At 61.7% G+C, this 20159-nt stretch carries 18 protein-coding genes; 8 read left to right on the top strand and 10 right to left on the bottom strand.

Annotated elements, in window-relative coordinates:
* Positions 1-119: 119 nt before the first annotated feature.
* A complete protein-coding gene (locus QQL24_RS15010; RefSeq protein ID WP_284313049.1) occupies positions 120-1037 on the bottom strand; it encodes an alpha/beta hydrolase in 918 nt (305 codons plus the stop codon).
* 504 nt (positions 1038-1541) lie between these two features.
* On the opposite strand from QQL24_RS15010, the gene QQL24_RS15005 reads away from it, so the two are divergent.
* The 5 genes from QQL24_RS15005 (at position 1542) to QQL24_RS14985 (ending at position 6245) form a co-directional block, all read left to right on the top strand.
* A complete protein-coding gene (locus tag QQL24_RS15005) occupies positions 1542-2363 on the top strand; it encodes a chromate resistance protein ChrB domain-containing protein (protein WP_284313048.1) in 822 nt (273 codons plus the stop codon).
* Complete coding sequence (gene chrA / locus QQL24_RS15000; protein ID WP_284313047.1) at positions 2360-3553, top strand: chromate efflux transporter; 1194 nt, start codon at positions 2360-2362, stop codon at positions 3551-3553. Before QQL24_RS15005 ends, chrA begins: the two co-directional genes overlap by 4 nt.
* Positions 3554-3704: 151 nt before the next feature.
* Positions 3705-3971: a metal-sensing transcriptional repressor gene (locus tag QQL24_RS14995; protein WP_284313046.1), complete on the top strand. Its 267-nt coding sequence runs from the start codon at positions 3705-3707 to the stop codon at positions 3969-3971.
* Positions 3972-3979: 8 nt separating this feature from the next.
* Positions 3980-5350 carry a cation diffusion facilitator family transporter gene (locus QQL24_RS14990; RefSeq protein ID WP_284313045.1) on the top strand — a complete coding sequence of 457 codons (1371 nt, stop codon included), beginning with the start codon at positions 3980-3982 and terminating at the stop codon, positions 5348-5350.
* A gap of 454 nt (positions 5351-5804) precedes the next feature.
* Complete coding sequence (locus tag QQL24_RS14985; RefSeq protein WP_284313043.1) at positions 5805-6245, top strand: hypothetical protein; 441 nt, start codon at positions 5805-5807, stop codon at positions 6243-6245.
* A gap of 191 nt (positions 6246-6436) precedes the next feature.
* Here QQL24_RS14985 and QQL24_RS14980 read toward each other — a convergent pair whose 3' ends face one another.
* The 9 genes from QQL24_RS14980 to QQL24_RS14940 form a co-directional block, all read right to left on the bottom strand.
* Positions 6437-7396, bottom strand: a complete 960-nt coding sequence (locus QQL24_RS14980) for an aldo/keto reductase (protein ID WP_284313041.1) — start codon at positions 7394-7396, stop codon at positions 6437-6439.
* 57 nt (positions 7397-7453) lie between these two features.
* Positions 7454-8287 (bottom strand): aldo/keto reductase, encoded by an 834-nt coding sequence (locus QQL24_RS14975; RefSeq protein WP_284313039.1) that lies wholly within the window; start codon positions 8285-8287, stop codon positions 7454-7456.
* A 39-nt stretch (positions 8288-8326) separates the two neighbouring features.
* Positions 8327-9289: a glutathione S-transferase family protein gene (locus tag QQL24_RS14970; RefSeq protein ID WP_284313038.1), complete on the bottom strand. Its 963-nt coding sequence runs from the start codon at positions 9287-9289 to the stop codon at positions 8327-8329.
* The gene (locus QQL24_RS14965) at positions 9282-10337 is read right to left on the bottom strand and encodes an LLM class flavin-dependent oxidoreductase (protein WP_284313037.1); all 1056 of its coding nucleotides are present in this window, start codon (positions 10335-10337) and stop codon (positions 9282-9284) included. The genes QQL24_RS14970 and QQL24_RS14965 overlap by 8 nt, the downstream gene beginning before the upstream one ends.
* A 72-nt stretch (positions 10338-10409) precedes the next feature.
* On the bottom strand, positions 10410-11120 hold the full coding sequence (locus QQL24_RS14960) for a pirin family protein (RefSeq protein WP_284313036.1): 711 nt from the start codon (positions 11118-11120) through the stop codon (positions 10410-10412).
* A gap of 22 nt (positions 11121-11142) precedes the next feature.
* Complete coding sequence (locus QQL24_RS14955) at positions 11143-11730, bottom strand: YceI family protein (protein WP_284313035.1); 588 nt, start codon at positions 11728-11730, stop codon at positions 11143-11145.
* The gene (locus tag QQL24_RS14950) at positions 11727-12341 is read right to left on the bottom strand and encodes a cytochrome b (protein ID WP_284313033.1); all 615 of its coding nucleotides are present in this window, start codon (positions 12339-12341) and stop codon (positions 11727-11729) included. The genes QQL24_RS14955 and QQL24_RS14950 overlap by 4 nt, the downstream gene beginning before the upstream one ends.
* Before the next feature lie 4 nt (positions 12342-12345).
* Positions 12346-12963: a YceI family protein gene (locus QQL24_RS14945; RefSeq protein WP_284313031.1), complete on the bottom strand. Its 618-nt coding sequence runs from the start codon at positions 12961-12963 to the stop codon at positions 12346-12348.
* A 146-nt stretch (positions 12964-13109) separates the two neighbouring features.
* Complete coding sequence (locus QQL24_RS14940; RefSeq protein ID WP_284313030.1) at positions 13110-13724, bottom strand: FMN-dependent NADH-azoreductase; 615 nt, start codon at positions 13722-13724, stop codon at positions 13110-13112.
* A 163-nt stretch (positions 13725-13887) separates the two neighbouring features.
* On the opposite strand from QQL24_RS14940, the gene QQL24_RS14935 reads away from it, so the two are divergent.
* From QQL24_RS14935 to QQL24_RS14925, 3 genes are all read left to right on the top strand, one after another.
* Positions 13888-14814: a LysR family transcriptional regulator gene (locus QQL24_RS14935; protein ID WP_284313028.1), complete on the top strand. Its 927-nt coding sequence runs from the start codon at positions 13888-13890 to the stop codon at positions 14812-14814.
* A gap of 335 nt (positions 14815-15149) precedes the next feature.
* A complete protein-coding gene (locus QQL24_RS14930; RefSeq protein WP_284313027.1) occupies positions 15150-16385 on the top strand; it encodes an efflux RND transporter periplasmic adaptor subunit in 1236 nt (411 codons plus the stop codon).
* Between the two features lie 3 nt (positions 16386-16388).
* Positions 16389-19598, top strand: coding sequence for an efflux RND transporter permease subunit (locus tag QQL24_RS14925; protein ID WP_284313025.1), 3210 nt, complete (start codon positions 16389-16391; stop codon positions 19596-19598).
* Positions 19599-20159: the final 561 nt, after the last annotated feature.

The raw sequence follows: 20159 nt of genomic DNA, 5'->3' as shown, positions 1-20159 counted from the left end.
ACGCAGTGCCTCGCCCGGCGGGGCCATTGCGCAGTGTGCCTTCGACGTGGCGGTGAATCCGGCCAGCGCAAGACTATCGGGGACAGCCGGCCGGAGCCGGGTCCAACTGGACCTGAGGTCTAGCGCAGAACATCGCGCATGAATGCACCGGCGGCCGAAAGTGCGCGGCGACCGTCGTCCAAAGCGGCGTTCCAGACGGGCCAAGCATGGATCATATGCGGCCAGATCTCGAGCCGCACATCGACATCGGCAACGCCTGCTGCCTCGGCAAGGCGCGTGGCATCCGATAACAACGTCTCGGCAGAGCCAACCTGGATCAAGAGTGGCGGAAAGCCCCTCAGTTCGGCGAACAGCGGCGAGATCTGGGGCTCAAGCCGCTTAATCCCTGCCGGCACATAGGCATCCGCGAGCTCATCGAGATAGGTCTTGTGGATGATGGGATCGATGGCATCCTTGCTGGAGAGCGTCGAGCCGGACATGGTGAGATCGGTCCAGGGCGAGATCAGCCAGGCACAGCTGGGCAAGGGCTCGCCGACGGCGCGAAGGCGATTGATGAGCGAGAGCGCGAGATTACCACCGGCACTATCGCCACCGAGCGCGATGCGCTCAGCAGCGATGCCCTGCCGACGCAGGAAATGCCAGGCCGTGATCGCGTCCTCGTGCTGGGCGGGAAAGGGATGCTCGGGAGCGCGCCGATAATCGATGGCGAGCGTGCGCATACGCGCCGCGCGGCCGGCCTCCGTTACCAGGCGACGATGGCTCTTGATCGAGCCCGAGCAGTAGCCGCCGCCATGGAAGTACAGCAGCACCCTGTCCGTTTCGCTGCCCGGCGCGATCGACAATTCGCCGCGGACGCCGTCGCAATCGACACTTTCGCATTCTATGTCATCGGCAACCGGCCAGACTGCTCCCACCTCATCAAGCCGTTCACGGCGTTCCAGCCATCCGACCGGCCGCGGCTTGGAGGACAGCAGTTTACGGATGGCGTCAATTTCCTTGAGAGCTCGCTCGTGATCGGTCACCGCATGTTCCTCCATGAGCAAATTCCTACCTGGACGGGTTCGAGCGCTTGTGGGTCGCCCGCTTCCGAATCATTGAAATCCCGGAGCCTAACTGGAGCGGCTTGACTTCATCCGCGCTCGTGCTCGATTTCATAGCGGATTTCCGCTCAAATTAACTGAGGCAGATGCAGTCCTTGTACTCACATTATATGAGACTCTGCCCAGATTATTTGCGACACGCCCGCAATCATTGACGCTGGAGCAAGGCCCGTTTAGGCGCAAACGCCGCTTTGCTCTAACTCTTTGTTTCGACGCGTCTTTGCGATTCTTGCCGATTCCGTCAAATCGCAAAACGCTTTACCTCATTTTGTTTGAGACATATTCGGCACCTCGAACGCGAACGGGCAAACGCCGGAAAAGTTGCGGCTTGCAAGCGCGGCCACTTTTCAGGTAACCTAAATCCAAGGGGTTATTCGCGATTACCCCGTGAGGCGGCAGCCTAAAGATCGCGTCCATGCACCCTGGTTGGGATGGACGCCTATGCCGTCAAACACCGAAATCACCGCGTCGCAACTTTCTCGCCTTGTCGGCCTGCCATCGGCACCGGCCCTTCTCGATATCCGCACGCCCGAGGATTTCGACGCCGACCCTCGTTTGCTGCCGGCAGCCCTCCGCCGCGACTTCAAGGACGTCGATGCGATGGCAACAGAATTTGCCGGCCGAGACGTCGTTGTCGTGTGCCAAAAAGGGCTGAAACTCAGCGAAGGCGTCGCGGCGTGGCTGCGCCACCACGGTGTCAGAGCCGAAACGCTGGAAGGCGGCTTCGAGGCTTGGCGTGCGGCCAAGGGCCTGCTGGTCAAAACCGGAAAGCTTCCGCGACGCGATCAGGCGGGACGAACCGTCTGGGTCACGCGCGCGCGCCCAAAGGTCGATCGCATCGCCTGTCCCTGGCTCATTCGCCGCTTCATCGATCCCAAAGCCGTGTTTCTGTTCGTTGCCAGCGCGGAGGTATCGGCGGTGGCGGAGCGCTTCGCCGCGACGCCCTTCGACATCGACGGCGTCTTCTGGAGCCATCGCGGCGAGCGTTGCACCTTCGACACCATGATCGAGGAATTCGGGCTGAACTCGGAATCCTTGGCCAGATTGGCGGCGATCGTTCGGGCCGCAGATACCACTACTCTCGATCTGGTGCCGCAGGCATCCGGCTTCCTTGCCGCCTCGCTCGGCCTCTCCCGCATGTTCCGGGATGACCTCGAACAGCTCGAGGCCGGAATGCTGCTTTATGACGCCTTTTACCGCTGGTGCCGCGACGCGTCCGAGGAAACCCACAACTGGCCATCCGCATCGGGAACACGCGCATGAGCACGGCGGACGCACCTGTCCGCCCCGGCAGCGGACACACTCTCGAAATTGTCGCCTATTTCCTGCGCCTTGGAACCCTCGGTTTTGGTGGCCCCGTGGCGCTGTGTGGCCAGATGGAAAAGGACCTGGTGCAGGACAAGGGTTGGCTGACCAAGACCGAGATGCGCGAGGCGATTGCCATCAGCCAGTCCCTGCCCGGACCACTCGCAATCCAGGTTGGTATCTTCATTTCCTACATGCGGGGCGGGTTCTGGGGTGCCTGGGCTGGCGGCTGGGCCTTCATCCTGCCGAACTTCATCATTGTTGCGACCCTGGGTGCGCTCTATGTCCATTTCGGCGGGCTGGCCTGGATGACGGCGGTTTTCTATGGCGTGAGCCCGGCCGTCATCGCCCTGATCCTGCATTCGTGCTGGCGGCTCGCCAAGTTGGGAATTGACGACAAGGCCCAATGGGTGATCGCGGCGGCGGCGCTCGTTATCACCTTGGTATCAGGCACGGAAGTCGCCCTTCTCTTCATCGGTGCCGGCCTCGTCGGAATCCTCTATTACGGTTCGCTCTTCAGGGGCGGCAAGGCGCCCCCTACCCTGTTGGGTGTTGCCGTTCCGTTGGCTATAGCGGGAGCGCCCCAAGTCGCCACTCCTTCGCTTTTAGGCCAATTGTTCCTGTTCTTCATCAAGGCAGGCAGCCTCACCTTCGGCAGCGGCCTGGTGATCGTGCCTTTCCTGGAAAAGGGGTTGGTGCAGGATACCGCCTGGCTGAGCCCGCGCGAATTCCTGATCGCGGTGGCGATCGGCATGCTCAGCCCCGGGCCGGTCGTCATCACGGCCACCTTCGTCGGCTTTCTGGTTGCCGGCTTCTGGGGATCGGCGGTGGCAACAGTCGGCATCTTCCTGCCCTCGTTCCTGCTTATCCTGATCGCCGCTCCGATCCTGCGGCGTCATCGCGACAATCCGAACGTGCAGGGCTTCGTCAAAGGCGCCTATGCCGCCGCGATCGGCACCATCCTCGGCGCCTCTTTTCTGCTCGGCAAGCTCGCGATCGGTGATTGGCTGACGGCACTGATCGGCATCGTCAGCCTCGGTGTTCTGTTCCGTTACAAGGTCAGCAACCCGCTTCTGATCGGCGTGACAGCCGTGATCGGCCTGATCGCGTTCCAGATACTGCAGCCCACGTGGGTCTTTGTTCAGTGAACTGGCTGGGGGGACCGGAGACCTGTCTTGAATCAGGTCACGGCTTCTTGTCCATGGCGGCCGTAGAGACGGCCGCACTCGTTAGCGACGAGAATGTAGCCCCTCCGGAATCCTCTTGAACCCCTCCCCCCTAGGGGATAGGGATAGAGTCATGAAACACGCATCGCACCCTGAAATCATCGCCCGCCTCAAGCAGGCGCACGGCCATATCGGCTCCATCCTGACGATGTTCGCGGAGGGCAGGCCCTGCGTCGACCTCGCGCAACAGCTTCAATCCGTCGAGAGCGTCATCCACACGGTCAAGCGAACGCTGATCCAGGACCATATGGAACATTGCATCGCGGACGCCGTCGAACAGGGCGGTATGCCGGCCGAGCAGGCTTTGCGCGAATTCAAAACCCTTTCCAAATATCTGTGAGCGAGACCATGGCAGCGAAGCTTCTCGACTGGCTCGGCTTCGGCGGACAGGATCATGGCCATTCGCATGGCGCCCATGGCCACGACCACGGCGCCGGCGCCGGCGGGCACGGCCATACCCATGGCGTCGTCGATCCCTCCATCGCTACCACCGACAAGGGTATCTGGGCGATCAAATGGTCCTTTGTCATCCTGGCGATCACCGCCATCCTGCAATTGATCGTTGTCTTCACCTCAGGCTCGGTCGCCCTGCTCGCCGACACGATCCACAATGTCGGCGACGCGACCACGGCCATTCCGCTCTGGATCGCCTTCGTGTTGGTTCGGCGCCCGCCCACCTCGATCTTCAATTACGGACTTGGCCGGGTCGAGGATCTGGCGGGCATGCTGATCGTGCTTATCATCCTGTTCAGCGCCATCGTCGCCGGCTATGAGGCGATCGATCGCCTGATTCATCCCCAGGCCATCGCCCAGCTCGGCTGGGTGGCGGTGGCTGGTATCATCGGCTTTCTTGGCAACGAGATCGTGGCGATCTTCCGCATTCGCGTCGGTCGGCAGATCGACAGCGCTGCCCTGGTTGCGGACGGCTATCATGCCCGCACGGATGGCCTCACCAGCCTGGCTGTGGTTCTCGGCGCGATCGGTGTCTGGGCCGGCTTCCCGCTTGCCGATCCGATTGTCGGCCTGCTGATCACCATCGCCATCTTCGGCATCGTCTGGCAGTCGGCCCGTGCCGTCATCACACGTGCCCTCGATGGCGTCGAGCCGGGCATAGCCGACGAGATCCGCCATGTCGGCGAACATGTCCCCGGCGTGGAGATCGTCGACGCCCGGGCGCGCTGGCTGGGACATCGGCTTCATACTGACATCGCGATTACGGTCGACAAAACTCTGCCCGTGAGTGAGGCAACGCGCCTGGCCAACCAGCTGCGCGGCGAATTGATGGGTCACATGACGGCGCTGCGCACGGCGACCATCACCTTCGCCTCCCCGGATGATGCCAATGTGTTCGAAGTCTTGCCGCATGCTCATGGACATGATCACGCGCACGGTCATCATCATGCACCGGAACCGTTCAAGGTGTCCTCCCCACTAGCCACTGGGGAATTGAAAATAATCGATACGCCGGACGGAGAGCGCATGCTGTTGGATGTTTTCGACCATCGGGAGGGCTTGGAAGCTTTGGTCCGGATAAGTCGGCCAGGGGGTATGGTCGAGACCTTGCCACTGCGTCCGTCCCCACACAATCACCACGCTTATCTGAGCGAAGTAGCTCCGGCTGAGCCACATGAGTTTGAGGCAGTTCTGCACCTGTCCACGAAGGGGCAGTCCGAGATCATCCCCTTCAAAATGGTCGAACCCGAGGGACATCAACATTAGCGCGGCGAAGATCCTCGACCATAGGCATGATCACAGTCATACTGGCCATCACGCACCCGAGCCATGCGAGGTGTCTTCTCCACTTGTCATGGGTCGGCTTGAGATCATCAATACGCCGGAGGGCGAGCGGATGCTCCTGGAGGTCATCAGCCATGCCGAGGGTCTGGAGCCGGTTGTGCGGATCTTCCGTCCCGGGGGGGCGCATCGAAACCTTGCCCTTATTGCCCGCAGCGGGCGATCATCACGCTTTCATGAGCGAGGTGGCTCCTGAGGAGTCTCATAAGTTCGAGGTGGAACTGCAATTGACGGCTCAGGGGCAACAGGAAAACCTAACCATTTCAGATGAAGGAACCCGAAGGGCGCGTGCACCGAACGCGTCCTTTGCGACCGGCAGACCCGTCCCGGCAATCCGAGCCACAACGCTGGGCCATGGTTCGACCAGAAGAGGCAGGCCATGAAGTACGCAAACATTGCTCTGGCGGCGGGTCTGATCGGCCTGCCGACAACGGCGCTCGGAACGACCGATGTCACCGTTGTTACCACACCCGGCATCTGCACCGAGTTCAGTTTCGCCGGTAAGCATTTGCGGTGTTCGGCCCTGGCTTCCACGCACACCGATCATTCGCAACGCAGTGGCTTTACCTTCGCAAGTCTGGAACGTTCGATCCGGTTTGAAGGTGGGCAGGATATGACTCTGGCAGCCCACCGCTATTTGCTTATGGTCGATACCGTTATGGATGGTGACAAGTCATTTCCAGCCGTAGGGCAATGCACGGCTGAGTTGAGCGCTTCCAAGAGGCACGTGCTCAGTCTCATCTGTGAAGCGACCTTTTTGAGCGGCAAGGCGCGAGTCCTGTTCAAATCCACGGGTATGCCTAGTGTGCAGAAGCTTTAGTTTGCATGGGGTTCACGACGTTTCAGCCATCCGACCGGGCGCAGCTTGGAGGACAGCAGTTTGCGGATGGCGTCAATTTCCCTGAGAGCTCGCTCGTGATCCGTCACCGCATGTTCCCCTATGAGCAAATTCCTACCTGGACGTGATCGAGCGCTTGTGAATTGGCCGCCCGCTCGCTCGGTTACGATCGTTCAAGAGCGAGTACCGACAATCGCGCCGGGCGCGAACGCCTGATCCAATGCAGCCAGTTCGTCCTCATTGAAGGCGACGTCCAAGGCGCCGAGGTTTTCAGGCAATCGCGACCGGCGGCTCATGCCGACAAGCGGGACAATATCATCGCCCCGGGATAGCACCCAGGCAATTGCCAGCTGGGCAGGCGTCCGATGCTTCGACCTGGCCAGCCTTTCCAAAAAGCTGGCCTTTTCGAGATTTCTCCGCAAGGTCTCGCCCCGGAACCGCGCAAAGGACGTGGCGAGGGCTTCATCGACGACACCTCCCTGCATCGCGCCGGCGAGGAGGCCCTGGGTCACGACACCATAGGCGACCACGCCGACGCCCAGTTCGCGTGCCAGAGGCAACATCTCGCGTTCGATGAAGCGGCTTGCGAGCGAGTATTCGATCTCCAGGGCCGAGACCGGATGGGTGGCATGCGCGCGGCGGAGCTGGTCCGCATTGATCTCTGATACGCCAAGATAACGAACCTTGCCCTCCCTGATCAGATCGGCAACCGCACCGATCGTCTCCTCGAATGGCACGGATGGATCGGCGCGTGCCGGCTGGTAGAGGTCGATGTAGTCGACACCCAGACGCTGCAATGAATAGGCGGCGTAATTCTTGATCGAATCCGGTCGGCCATCCATGCTGAGGATGGCGCCGGTGTGGGTCCGCCGGATGCCGCATTTCACGCTCAGAAAAGCCTGATCCCGCCTTCCTCGAATGGCTTTTGCGACAAGAGTTTCGTTGTGACCCATGCCGTAGAAATCACCCGTGTTGAGCAGGGTTATTCCGGCCTCCAATGCCGCTTCAATGACCGCAACGCTTTCGCGGTTCCTGTCCGGCCCCGGTTGCGGCCCGCCTGTGATGTTCGACATCCGCATGCAGCCAAGGCCGATTGCGGAGACCTGGGGGCCATTATGGCCGAGCGATCTCATCTTCACCGCGCAACTCCTTCAAGGAACATGGCATGCAGCATACAAGGCCCAGGCTCCCTACGCTGTTGCATCCCAATGTGGGGAAAGACCTGGAGGATTGACGATCCGGCTGCCCAGTCGTGCCAGAGCGTGGATCTCCGCCATCTCCGCGGGGGCCAGTTCGAAATCGAAGATGGCGACATTCTCCCCCAGGCGGGCGGGATTGGTCGTCCTCGACAGGGCAACCAGGTCGCCCTGCTGAATCACCCAACGCAACACGATCTGGGCGATGCTTTTGCGATGGCGGGCCGCGATCTCCGCCAGCACCGGCTCATCGAGCACACGACCGATCGCCATGGGGCAATAGGCTGTCACTGCCATGCCCGCGCCGCGAGCGCCTGCAATGACGGCCGACTGGCTGAGAAAAGGGTGATATTCCACTTGATTGGTGACGAGCGGGACATTGGACAGACGAACAGCCTCGGCCATCAGCGTGCGATTGAAATTGCTGACGCCGATATGGCGCACCTTGCCGGCCCGGGCCACGTCGTTGAGCGAGCCGATCTGGTCGGCCAGAGGCACGGGTGAACCAGGCCAGTGCAGGAGCAGCAGGTCTATATGATCGGATCGAAGCTTTCGTAAGCTTTCATCGACCGAGGCCGCAAACCGGCCGGTCGGATAATTGCTGACCCAGACTTTCGTCGTGATGAAGATCTCGCTGCGGGCAAGACCGGATTGGGCGACACATTCTCCGACTTCAGCTTCATTGCCATAGATCTGGGCTGTATCGATGTGCCGGAAGCCGGCCTTCAAGGCGGCGGGCAGCATGCGCAGCATGTCGCCTCTGTCCATCCCATATGTGCCAAAACCCAGAACTGGAATCCGGGCACCATTTGCCGTCACTGTCTGCATGATGAGTCCTGATTGGATGAGGAAGCTTGACCCGAATCTTCAGCGGCTCACCGGCGCATCGAAATCGCGATCCGGGCCGACCGGTACAATGCCGTTGGGATTGAGCCAGGGATGGCTGCCGTAATAATGGCCCTTGATATGCTGGAAATTGACTGTCGGCCGGATATCGGGGTGCTGAAACAGCTCGCGCGTATAGGACCACAGCGCTGGGTAGTCGACGAGTGCACGGCGATTGCATTTGAAATGCCCGTAATAGACGGCATCAAACCGGACCAATGTCGTGAACAGCCGGATATCGGCCTCGGTCAAGGACGTGCCGACGAGATAGCGCTGGCGCGACAACCGCTCCTCGAGCCACTCGAGCGTTTCGAATACGCCTGCGACGCCGGCTTCATAGGCTGATTGCCGCTCGGCGAACCCCGCCTTGTAGACACCGTTGTTCAAACCCGAATAGACGCGATCATTGACCGCATCGATTTCTTCCCGCGCGGCCGAGGGATAGTAGTCCCCGCTCCTCGCGCCAAGATGGTCGAATGCCGAGTTGAACATCCGAATGATATCGGCGGACTCGTTCGAGACGATCGTCTTGCGCTTCTTGTCCCAAAGGACCGGCACCGTGACCCGGCTGGTGCACGTGGGATCGGCGAGCGAGTAGACTTGATGAAGCTTCTCGCAGCCATTGACGGTATCCGGCACGACGCCCGGTCCGAGCTCGAAAGTCCAGCCGTCCGAACCCATCAGCCAATGGACGACCGATATGTCGATCATGCCGGCAAGGCCTTTCAAGCTTCGCATGATCAAGGTGCGATGCGCCCAGGGGCATGCCAACGAGACGTAGAGATGATAGCGGCCTCGTTCGGCCTCGAAGCCTTCCCCGGCAGGAGAGGAACCGTCGGCGGTTATCCAATTGCGGAAAATGGACGGTTCACGCTGAAGGGCTCCCTCGACAAGAACCCGTTCCGGTCCCGTCCGATGCCATTGCCCGTTTATCAACTCACCCATGGGCTTGTCCTTCGCCAGGAACTGCCCGCCGGACGATCGGCGCGACCTCGCTGCCGAGCAGCGCGATGGAGCGTTTCATCGCCTCATGCTCCAGCGAGGCCGAACTCATCTGGAATGTTAGGCGGGAAACCCCGCCGAGCGTTTGGCTGGCCCGCAACATCTTGTCGGCGACGGTTTGGGGATCGCCAATCAGAAAGGCGCCAGCGGGGCCGCACATCGCCTCGAATTGTCCACGCGTCACGGGCGACCAGCCGCGTTCGCGCCCGATCGTCGTGAACATGTGCGCCCAGCCCGGAAAGAAGGCGTCCTTGGCCTGAGCGGTCGTCTCGGCAACGAAACCGATGGCATGGACGCCGACCCGCAGAGCCTGGGGCGGATGTCCGGCCCGCCGGCCTGCCTCGCGGTAGAGATCGACGAGAGGGCGGAAACGCTCATAATCGCCCCCGATGATCGCCACCATCAAAGGCAAGCCGAGCGTGCCCGCCCGCGCGAAGGATTGCGGCGTGCCGCCGACGCCCAGCCAGATCGGCAAGCGCTCCTGATGCGGCCGGGGATAGATGCCCTGCCCGGTCAGAGACGGACGAAAACGACCGGACCAGCGCACATGCGGATTCTCGCGGATCGCCAGCAACAGATCGAGCTTCTCCGCGAAGAGCGCATCATAGTCTGCAAGCGCAAAGCCGAAGAGCGGATAGGCTTCACCGAACGATCCCCGTCCGACAACGAGCTCGGCGCGACCTTGCGAGATCAGGTCGAGGGTCGCGAATTCCTGAAACACCCGCACGGGATCGGCGGCGCTGAGTACGGTCACCGCGCTGGTCAGGCGGATTGCCTTGGTCCGGGCCGCGACGGCGGCAAGGATGATCGCGGGTGCAGAATCCAGGAATTCAGCGCGATGATGCTCACCGATTCCGAAGACATCGAGCCCGACCTGGTCCGCGACTTCAACCTCCTCGATGAGATTGGCGAGCCTGTCCGCCGGCAATGGCATTTTGCCAGTGAATGGATCGGGCAAAACTGCCGCGAAACTGTCGATGCCAATTTCCATGATCTGGCCGTTCGAATACCAAGAAAATCTGCTCCAGGTTCGGCGTGCGAGGGTACCTGGGACTCAGGTTCCTCATCGATCTCGCAAAGCGCCTGTTTCGACAAGAACCACCTCTGCATCCCCAACAGCCTCGATGCGGATGACCCCCTCCTCAAGCACGGCAATCCCCTCGCCTGCTTCCACGCGCTCATCATTGACCAGAATCGAGCCTGTTGCAGGCACGAGATAAGCACTTCCACCGGCATGAAGAGCAAACTCGGTTGTCGTACCCGCAAGGAGCACCGCACCATAGACGTCCGCATTGGCGCGGATGGGCAGCGCTCCATCGATCGCGTTGCCGCTCGCAAGCGCTATGAACCGTCCCGAACGATCGCTCCTGGGAAAGGGTTTGGAACCCCATCGTGGTGCGCCATCTCGCTCCCTGGGGTGAATCCAGATCTGAAAAATGCGGGTCGGGACGAGTTCCTCGTTCCGTTCGGAATGGCGAATGCCCGTCCCGGCGCTCATCACCTGCACGTCGCCTGCCACGGTGCGACCGCGATTGCCGAGGCTGTCCTCATGCGTGATGACACCTTCACGCACATAGGTGATGATCTCGACATTCGCATGATGATGCAGCGGAAAGCCCGAATGGGGCGCTATCTCGTCGTCGTTCCACACATAGAGGCTGCCGACGGGGCCGTGCGCAGGGTTGCCATGCGAACCGATGGCAAAATGGTGCCGGGCCTTAAGCCATCCAATATCGGCGCCTGCGATTTCGTCGCGAGATCTGAGCTCGAGCATGGCGTTTTCCCTTCAGATACGATCAGTTGGAACGCGTGGCGACGATGTCGACGTCAACGCCGACCTCGAGCGCGACCCATTGCCCGCTGCTCCACGGCCCCTGGCCGACGCCGAAATCATTGCGAAGCAGGGTACCATGGCCCTTGGCATGGGCCGCGCCTCCGTCGAGGTCCAGGGTGAAGGGAAGGACGAACGGACGAGCGACACCGCGCAGCGTCAGCTTGCCGGAGGCTTCATAGGACCCCGTGCCTGTTTGCCGGATGGCATCCGCATCGAATTTCGCTTGCGGAAACTCGCCCGTGTCAAACCAATCCTGGCCCGGCAAGGCCGTATCGCGCTGGGCATCCCCGGTGGCCGCGCTGGCGAGGTCGACAGTCACACTGATATGGGATGTTTCGAGGTGATCGGGATCGAAGGCGATGACGGCGTTGTAGTTCGAGAACTTGCCCTGGAACGCAGCACCGGCCTGTACGCCGGAGAAACCGAGCGTGCTCTTGCCGGGGTCGAGTTTCCAGTCCGCGGCACTGGCAGGCATGGCCGCCGTGGCCAACAAGGCTGCCAAAGCCACGCCCGCAGAAATCTTCACTGGCAGTTTGGTGGATATCGTCATTGAGAAACCTCGTCGAGCTGTGTCGGATTGACCGGCGGCTTGCGGCGGCCAGGCAGCATCCGCAGCAGCACGTCGTCGCCGAGGATGAAATGATGGCGCAGCGCGGCCGCGGCATGCAGGCTCACCAACGCGATGAGCGCCCAGGCTCCATAGGCATGCACAGTCTTGAACACAGCCTCGACCGGAGCCTTGTCCGTCAGCGTTGACAGAAACGGAAGGTGCGGCCACGGCACGACGCCATACAGGACGGTTGGAATATTGAATACGGAAGCCGACACGAGGGCCCAACCGGTGAGCGGCAAGGCAAAAAGAAAGACATATAGGAGTAGATGCCCTCCGGCGGCAGCCATTCGTTCGATGGCCGGCATTGCCGTCGGCAGTTTCGGCGGATGGTTCATCAGGCGCCACGCCAGACGTAAAAACGCAGCCAGCAAAATGGTTATGCCGACCGACTTGTGAAGCTGGTAGAGCTGGAACAATCGCATCGGTGACAGCGTCAGATGCGTCATCGCCAGGCCCATGACGGCGAGTGCGAGGATCCCGAGCGCCATCACCCAATGAAGGATGATGGCGACCCAGGTGTATCGCTGGCTGGGGCGTGCCGGCGACATCACATCACTGCTGCAGCTTGAAGTTGCCGGCGATGGCGAGGTGAACCTCGTCGCCGAGCAGCGGCAGATACTGCTTCACGCCGAAGTCGCTGCGCTTGATCGTCCCTGTCGCCTCGAAGCCGACGGTGAAGGTCTTGTCCAGGGGATCGACGCCGGAACCGACGAGACGCGCCTTCAGCGTAATAGGTTTGGTGACACCGTGAAGCGTGAAATCGCCGACGATGGTCGCGGTGCCCTTTCCGGTCGACGTCACCTTGGTCGACGTGAAGGTGGCGTTTGCGAACTTTGCGGTATCAAACCACTGGTCGCCCTTGAGCTGGTCATCGAGCACGGAGACCGTCGTGAGGATCGATGTCTCAGGGATCGTGACATCCAGTTTCGCGGAGTCCGGCTTGGCAGGATCAATCTGCAAGGTTCCGGAAGCACCCGAAAAGAAGCCTGAGAAATCGGTGAAGCCGAAGTGGGAAATCGAGAAGGCTATCTGGGTATGAAAGGGCTCGACCTTATAGGTGCCCGCCTTGACGGCTTTCGGATCCTGCGAGGCGATCTGCGCCTGAGCATGAAGGGGTGCCGCGATGCCGAGAAGAGCCGCGACCGCGCCGGCGACGATGTAGGATTTCATTGCAAGTGTTTCCATTCGGATCGTTGAGGGATCCCGCTTTCGCGTTGCTGCGGGAAGCGGGCATTCGGCGCGCGCGATTCCAGCCGGAACCGCACGCACGGCTCCGACGAGGCGAACACGACAAAAGTGGGAGAGCGGTCGGGAAATCAGGCCGCCAGAGCCGCAATCTCCGCTCGCGCCTTGGCAAGAGCGGCGTCCTTTGCATCCGGACCAATGGCGAGGCCTTCAGCGCGAACAACGGTAACATCGGAAACGCCGATGAAAGCCAAAATGCCAGTCAGGTAGCTTTCATGGTGCTCAAGCGCCGCCGCCGGACTTCCACCGGTGTAGACGCCACCGCGAGAGGAGGCGATGAATGCCTTCTTGCCTTTTGGCAGCAGGCCTTCGGGGGCGCCGTTCTCGGCATAGCGGAACGTCTTGCCCGCGACGACGACGCGATCGATCCAGGCCTTGAGTTGGGACGGGACCGAGAAATTATACATGGGCGCGCCGATGACGATGATGTCGGCGGCCGAGAGCTCCTCGAGATAGGTGCCGCCGCTGGCGAGATCCTTGCCGAGGGCGGCATCCTCCACCGGCGTTCCCTGCCAAGCCGCAAGATGCGCGCCCGACAGATGCAAGGCCGCATCCGTCGCAAGGTCGCGATAGACGACCTCGATGCCGGGATGAAGCGAGGCCTTGCGCGCCACGATCTCCGACGAGAGGGCACGGCTGACCGAATATGTGCTGAGAATGCTCGAATCCAGATGCAGAAGCTTCATCGAACGGGTCTCCATCGCGTTTTTGCGTGGTGTGGATGGTTGGGGTGAAAGCAGGTTTTTGAGGTAGCGGAGCATGGTGAGGATCTCGCATGCTTGCCGCCATTCTGGATAGTCGGTATATTTCGATCCTATCCATCGGGAATTTCGATAGATTGGAACGGCAATGTTGGACGGCGTGTCTCTCGATCAGTTGCGAACCTTCATTGCCGCCGCTGACGAGGGAAGCTTCTCGGCCGCAGCCCGAAAGCTTCGCAGAGCCCAATCGGTGGTCAGCGACCTCGTCAGCAATCTGGAAGGGCAGATCGGTGTTGCCCTCTTTGACCGCTCGGCCCGTTATCCAAAATTGACGCCAGCCGGCGCAGCCCTGCTTGCGGATGCTCGCGGGATCGTTTCAGGCGTGGATTTCATGAAATCCCGCGCCAAGGGAATGGCAGCGGGCCTGGAGGCCGAGCTCTCCGCCGTCATCGATGTGTTCTATCCCATCCAGGCCATTACGGAGGCCGCCAAGGATTTCAGGGTGCGTTTTCCCGGGACACCCTTGCGGCTCTATGTTGAAGCGTTGGGCGGGGTGTACCAGCCTGTCCTCGACGGCCGCGCCAGCCTCGGCATTGTCGGTCCCGTACCGACGCCACCGGCCTCCATGACCAGCGAAAGAGTATCGGAAGTGACCTTCCTCATGGTCGCGGCCCAAGACCATTCCCTGGCTTCCTTCGAGGGGATCATTCCCAAGGCCGAGCTCGCCAAGCACGTTCAGCTCGTGCTGACGGACAGGTCCGAACTGTCCGCGGGTCAGGAGGTCGGCGTGATGTCGCCATCGACCTGGCGTCTCGCAGATCTCTTCGCCAAGCACGCCTTCCTGCTCAATGGTCTGGGATGGGGGGGCATGCCGCTCCATGCCGTGCAGGCGGATATTGCCAGCGGCCGCCTCGTGGTGCTGGAAATCGAAGATGTACCGCCCGGCGGATTGATCTTGCCGATGTTCGCCGTCTATCGGACGGCTGATCCGCCCGGTCCGGCTGGCCGCTGGCTGATCGAGCGCCTGAAACAGTGCCCCGGCAAGCAGGCATCCAGGCCTCAGGAGCATCAATAGGGTCCAAGTGCGTATGTTGCGGGTGAATGTCTCCTCAAGCCGCGAGAAGGGTGACTGGGGCCATCGCAACTACCGATTTCGTAGCCCAGAACACGCCGCACAACCCTGGCGCGTTTGTTGCGAAAATGTCTCATTGTCCGTGACTTAGCCGAAACATCAGACCTTTCGTCCGCCCGGCCATTGACCCGATGCGGGCGAGCTTCCTAGATTGGAAACTCGGCTACTTATTTGATTTGTGTTTTCGACTTTAGGTTCCAGTTCGTATCGTGGTGCGGAGTCGTTGCTGATGCCAACGGAAGATCCGCAGCGGCTGGCATCACCTGGCAGGATTGGCGATGGATCTCCTGATTGCACGGCGTTTTCTTGTCTCCAACGCATCCATCGCTCGCTGTCTGCCCCTGCGGGCCCTGATGTTCGCTGCCCTGCTTGCCTCGACGACCCTGCCTCTGTCGGTTGCACCAGCCTCGGCTCAGATGCCCGGTGGGCCGCCGCCGGCCATCGGCTTCATCGTCGCCAAGAAGACGCCGATCACCCAGACCCAGCAATTCATCGGCCGCATCGAGGCGGTGAACCGCGTCAACATCGTGGCCCGCGTCACGGCTCAGCTCGAGGAAACACCCTTCACCGAGGGCGCCGAGGTCAAGAAGGGTGATGTGCTCTACCGGCTGGAACGCCCGCCCTTCGAGGCGCTGGTCGAAGCCAACCAAGCCACGATCACGCAGTATGAGGCGCTGCTGCGCAATGCCAAGCTGACCACGCAGCGTGCCCAGCAATTGTTGGCGACGCCCGCCGGTCAGCAATCCTCGGTCGACAGCGCGCTGGCCCAGCAGCAGGCCTATGAAGCCCAGATCCTCGGCGCCCAGGCGCAGCTCAAGACCTCCCAGATCAACCTCGACTACACCACCATCACCTCCCCGATCGACGGCAAGATCGGCCGCACGGCCGTGACCGTGGGCAATGTGGTCACACCGACCTCGGGCACGCTGACGACCATCGTCAGCCAGGACCCGATGTATGTCACCTTCCCCGTGCCCTCGCCCCAGTTCCTGGACCTCGGCTCCTATTACGCCGGCAAGGGGGGATTCAACTCGGTGCGCATCAGAGTGCGCCTGCCGGACGGCAAACTCTACGGCCCCGAAGGCAAGCTCGATTTCGTCGATCCCTCTGTGGCGTCAGGCACCGATACCGTCAATCTTCGCGGCCAGATCCCCAACCCCATCAATCCCGACACCAAGCCGGGCGATCTCAACCGTCGCCCGCTCGTGGACGGCGAATTCGTCACCGTGCTGCTCGAGGGCGCCGAGCCGATTCTGGCACTCGCCATCCCACGCGCCGCCGTGCTGAGCGATCAGCAGGGCAGCTATGTCTATGTCGTCGGCGATGACAACACCGTCTCCCAGAGGCGCATCACGCTTGGACAGACCACTCCCGCCATCGCCACCGTTTCGGCCGGCCTGAACGAGGGGGACAAGGTGGTGGTCGACGGCATCCAGCGCGTCAGGCCGGGGGCCAAGGTTACGCCATCCCCTGCCCCCGATGCGCCGGCGGCGACCAACGCGGCCGGGCAGTAAGCCATGTTTTCAGCTATCTTCATCGACCGGCCTCGCCTGGCCATCGTCATTGCCATCGTGATCACCCTTGCGGGTGCACTGGCGATGACGCGCATTGCCGTGGAGCAGTTTCCCAACCTGGTGCCCCCGCAGGTCCAGGTCTCGACGACCTATCCGGGCGCTTCGGCTGCCGTGGTGGAATCCTCCGTGGCGCAACCGCTCGAAGCGCAGGTCGTCGGCGTCGACAAGATGATCTACATGAAGTCGACCAGCGGCAATGATGGCAGCTACAGCCTCACGGTCTCCTTCAATCTCGGCACCGATGCGGACATCGACACCGTCAACGTCAACAACCGCGTGCAGGCCGCGCTCTCCAAGCTGCCGCAATCCGTGCAGCAACAGGGCGTGACGGTTCAGAAGCGCTCCTCGGCCATCCTGCAGTTCCTGTTCCTCTATTCGGAGAGCGGCAAGCAAGACCCGCTGTTCATCACCAACTACGCCACCATCAACGTGCTCGACCGCCTGTCGCGCATTCCCGGTGTCGGGCAGGCGAGCCTCTTCAGCCGCCAGAACTATTCGATGCGCATCTGGTTCGATACGCAGCGCCTTACCAATCTCGGCCTGCAGGCGTCCGACATCGCCAATGCCATCGAGGCGCAGAACGTGCAGGCCCCGGTCGGGCGCATCGGCGCGCAGCCGGCGGCCGCCGACCAGCAGCTCCAGTTGAACCTGCAGACACTCGGCCGCCTGGAGACGCCCGAGCAGTTCGGCAACATTATCGTCCGCGCCAACCCGGACGGCTCCGTGCTCCGCGTGAAGGACGTGGCGCGCATCGAAATGGGCGCCCAGAGCCTCGACACCACGTCGCGCCTCAACGGCAAGCCGGCGGTCGCCATCGCGATCTATCTGTCGCCGGGCGCCAATGCCGTGCAGACGGCTGCCCGCGTCACCGCCACGCTCGCCGACATGCAGACGCGCTTTCCTGAAGGTCTGAAGGCACGCGTCGTCTACGATACGTCGGAATTCGTCTCCGATACGATCAGCGAAGTGATCTGGACACTCGGCGAAGCCTTCCTGCTTGTCGTGGTGGTCGTCTACCTCTTCCTGGGAAGTTTGCGCGCCACCATCATCCCCGCCGTCGCCGTGCCGGTATCGCTGATCGGCGCCTTCGGCATCATGCTGGCGCTCGGCTATTCGGCCAACACCGTGTCGCTGCTCGCCATGGTGCTCGCCATCGGCGTGGTGGTCGACGACGCCATCGTGGTGGTGGAGAACGTCGAGCGCGTGATGGAGGAAGAGCCCGATCTCAGCCCGGCCGACGCCACCAAGAAGGCGATGACGCAGATCACCGCGCCGGTGATCGCCATCTCGCTAGTGCTGCTCTCGGTGTTCGTGCCGGTCGCTTTCATCCCCGGCCTCACCGGCCAGCTCTTCCGCCAGTTCGCCGTGGTGATGACTTCGGCCATGGTGATCTCGGCCTTCAACGCGCTGACGCTCTCGCCGGCGCTCTGCGCGGTGTTCCTGCGCCACTCGCGCAAGGGCCCGATCATGAGCCGCGTGCTGGGCGGCATCGACAGGGTGCGCAACGGCTATGCCGCCGTCGTGCGCCGGCTGGTGCGCATCCCCATCTTCAGCCTGATCGCCGTCGCGGTCTTCGGAGGCGCCATCTATTACGCGGCGCAGCCGAATGTGACACCGACCGGCTTCGTGCCGGAAGAGGATCAGGGCGCCTTCTTCGTGGTGGTCCAGCTCCCCGATGGCGCTTCGGTCAACCGCACGAAGGGAGAGGTCGAGAAGGTCGAGGCTATCCTCAAACAGATGCCGCAGATCCAGGATACGCTCGCCATTGTCGGCTTCTCGATCCTCGACGGCGGCGCGCAGCCCAATGCCGCCTTCATGGTGGCGCGCCTGAAGCCTTTCGCCGATCGAAGAACCGCGGCCGATTCCGCGCAAGCCCTGATCGGCAAGGTGATCGGCCAGGCCCAGGCGATCAACACCTCCTCGGTGTTCGCCTTCAACGTGCCGCCGATCATCGGCCTCTCCACCTCGGGCGGCTTCGAATATCAGCTCGAGAACCTCGAGGGCGCCAGCCCGGCGGCCATGGGCAGCGTGATGAACGGCCTGATCGCCGCCGCCAATCAGGATCCGCGCCTGTCGCGCGTCTTCTCCACCTTCACCGCCACCAACCCCTCGATCTATCTCAATATCGATCGTGACAAGGCGCAAGCGCTTGGCCTCAACATGGCCGATGTCTTCAACGCCCTGCAGGCGACGCTCGGCGGCGCCTATATCAACGACTTCAACCTCTATGGCCGAACCTGGCAGGTGAACCTGCAGGCTGAGGCCACCGACCGCAGCGACATCGACTCGATCTGGAAAATCTATATCCGCAACCGGGCCGGTGAGATGGTACCGCTGCGTTCGATCGCCTCGATCTCGACCCAGTTGGGGCCGCAGACCATCAGCCGCTACAACAATTATCGGTCGATCACCGTGAATGGCTCGGCGGCGCCCGGCGTGGCCTCGGGCACGGCGCAGCAGGTGATGACCGAAGTCTCCGCCAAGACACTGCCACCCGGCTATGGCTTCGAATGGACCGGCACCGCCTATCAGGAACATGAAGCGCAGGGGCAGACCGGCGTGGTGCTCGGCCTCGCCGTGCTGTTTGCCTTCCTCTTCCTGGTGGCACTCTATGAGAGCTGGACCATTCCGATTCCCGTGCTGCTCTCGGTGTCGATCGGCGTGCTGGGTGCCTTCATCGCCATTCACTACATCCCGCTGCTGCTGATCATGTTCGGTGCCATACCGGCGCCGCTGTCGCTCGACATCTACGCCCAGATCGGCCTGGTGGTGCTGATCGCGCTGGCGGCGAAGAACGGCATCCTGATCGTCGAGTTCGCCAAGGAGCGGCGCGAGGAGGGCCTGCCGATCCGCGACGCCGCCATTCTCGGCGCCCGCATGCGATTCCGCGCGGTGATGATGACCTCGATCGCCTTCGTGCTTGGCCTCCTGCCGCTGGTCGTTGCCTCCGGCGCGGCGATGATCAGCCGCCGCGACGTCGGGACGCCGGTGTTCGGCGGCATGATCGCCGCCAGCCTCATCGGCATCTTCCTGATCCCGATGCTCTATGTGTTGTTCCAGTCGGGACGCGAAAGTGTGAAGCGGCGCTTCGGCGGCAAGCCGCCGGCGCCGCATGATCCGCCCGCACAGCACGATGGACCGCCGGCGCATTGAGCCGCAGCTCCGGCACTCCAAACCCTCGTCTTGCGCCACCGCAACGGGGGCTTTCGTTTGATTGGGTAGCTACATGGGGTTGACGCCCAACGGACCGCTGGCCGGCGCAGATCGATCGCGGCGGTGAGGCCGGCAAGGGTCAATTCGATGCCGTCGTCCTAGTCCATATACAGATGCTCTTTCCTGTCACCACTGTGACTTAACCTTGCTTCATAGTTTGGCCGAGATGCTGGGTGGCGCCCATCGCCACCTCGTGATTAACAAAGATTAATACAGCCGATCCGACCGTGGGGAGCGCTTTATCCATTGCCAGCGACATGCTCGGACAATCTGACAATACAACTTATGCGGGAATTAATTTTCCCATCGCGGATGCCTCGCGTTCTCACGCCATACACAAGCTAATACTTTTGAGGTAATTCATTTTCTAACTGGCCCTCGAAAGGTGCAATTTCATCCTCTTTCATCGATCCAGTTGATTTTCGATCAGATAAATTCAAACCTTGACTGTTCCCTACGTGACCACGTAATTCCTTGATAGTGCTCAATATAAAGACACAC

The organism is Labrys miyagiensis (genome assembly GCF_030160835.1).
GTDB lineage: Bacteria > Pseudomonadota > Alphaproteobacteria > Rhizobiales > Labraceae > Labrys > Labrys miyagiensis.
This window is presented reverse-complemented; position numbering and strand designations above follow the sequence as displayed.

What these genes read in the sequence shown, in the direction of transcription:
- QQL24_RS15010 (WP_284313049.1), bottom strand. Translation starts at nt 1,037, where the DNA reads ATGGAGGAACATGCGGTGACCGATCACGAGCGAGCTCTCAAGGAAATT.
- QQL24_RS15005 (WP_284313048.1), top strand. Translation starts at nt 1,542, where the DNA reads ATGCCGTCAAACACCGAAATCACCGCGTCGCAACTTTCTCGCCTTGTC.
- chrA (WP_284313047.1), top strand. Translation starts at nt 2,360, where the DNA reads ATGAGCACGGCGGACGCACCTGTCCGCCCCGGCAGCGGACACACTCTC.
- QQL24_RS14995 (WP_284313046.1), top strand. Translation starts at nt 3,705, where the DNA reads ATGAAACACGCATCGCACCCTGAAATCATCGCCCGCCTCAAGCAGGCG.
- QQL24_RS14990 (WP_284313045.1), top strand. Translation starts at nt 3,980, where the DNA reads ATGGCAGCGAAGCTTCTCGACTGGCTCGGCTTCGGCGGACAGGATCAT.
- QQL24_RS14985 (WP_284313043.1), top strand. Translation starts at nt 5,805, where the DNA reads ATGAAGTACGCAAACATTGCTCTGGCGGCGGGTCTGATCGGCCTGCCG.
- QQL24_RS14980 (WP_284313041.1), bottom strand. Translation starts at nt 7,396, where the DNA reads ATGAGATCGCTCGGCCATAATGGCCCCCAGGTCTCCGCAATCGGCCTT.
- QQL24_RS14975 (WP_284313039.1), bottom strand. Translation starts at nt 8,287, where the DNA reads ATGCAGACAGTGACGGCAAATGGTGCCCGGATTCCAGTTCTGGGTTTT.
- QQL24_RS14970 (WP_284313038.1), bottom strand. Translation starts at nt 9,289, where the DNA reads ATGGGTGAGTTGATAAACGGGCAATGGCATCGGACGGGACCGGAACGG.
- QQL24_RS14965 (WP_284313037.1), bottom strand. Translation starts at nt 10,337, where the DNA reads ATGGAAATTGGCATCGACAGTTTCGCGGCAGTTTTGCCCGATCCATTC.
- QQL24_RS14960 (WP_284313036.1), bottom strand. Translation starts at nt 11,120, where the DNA reads ATGCTCGAGCTCAGATCTCGCGACGAAATCGCAGGCGCCGATATTGGA.
- QQL24_RS14955 (WP_284313035.1), bottom strand. Translation starts at nt 11,730, where the DNA reads ATGACGATATCCACCAAACTGCCAGTGAAGATTTCTGCGGGCGTGGCT.
- QQL24_RS14950 (WP_284313033.1), bottom strand. Translation starts at nt 12,341, where the DNA reads ATGTCGCCGGCACGCCCCAGCCAGCGATACACCTGGGTCGCCATCATC.
- QQL24_RS14945 (WP_284313031.1), bottom strand. Translation starts at nt 12,963, where the DNA reads ATGAAATCCTACATCGTCGCCGGCGCGGTCGCGGCTCTTCTCGGCATC.
- QQL24_RS14940 (WP_284313030.1), bottom strand. Translation starts at nt 13,724, where the DNA reads ATGAAGCTTCTGCATCTGGATTCGAGCATTCTCAGCACATATTCGGTC.
- QQL24_RS14935 (WP_284313028.1), top strand. Translation starts at nt 13,888, where the DNA reads ATGTTGGACGGCGTGTCTCTCGATCAGTTGCGAACCTTCATTGCCGCC.
- QQL24_RS14930 (WP_284313027.1), top strand. Translation starts at nt 15,150, where the DNA reads ATGGATCTCCTGATTGCACGGCGTTTTCTTGTCTCCAACGCATCCATC.
- QQL24_RS14925 (WP_284313025.1), top strand. Translation starts at nt 16,389, where the DNA reads ATGTTTTCAGCTATCTTCATCGACCGGCCTCGCCTGGCCATCGTCATT.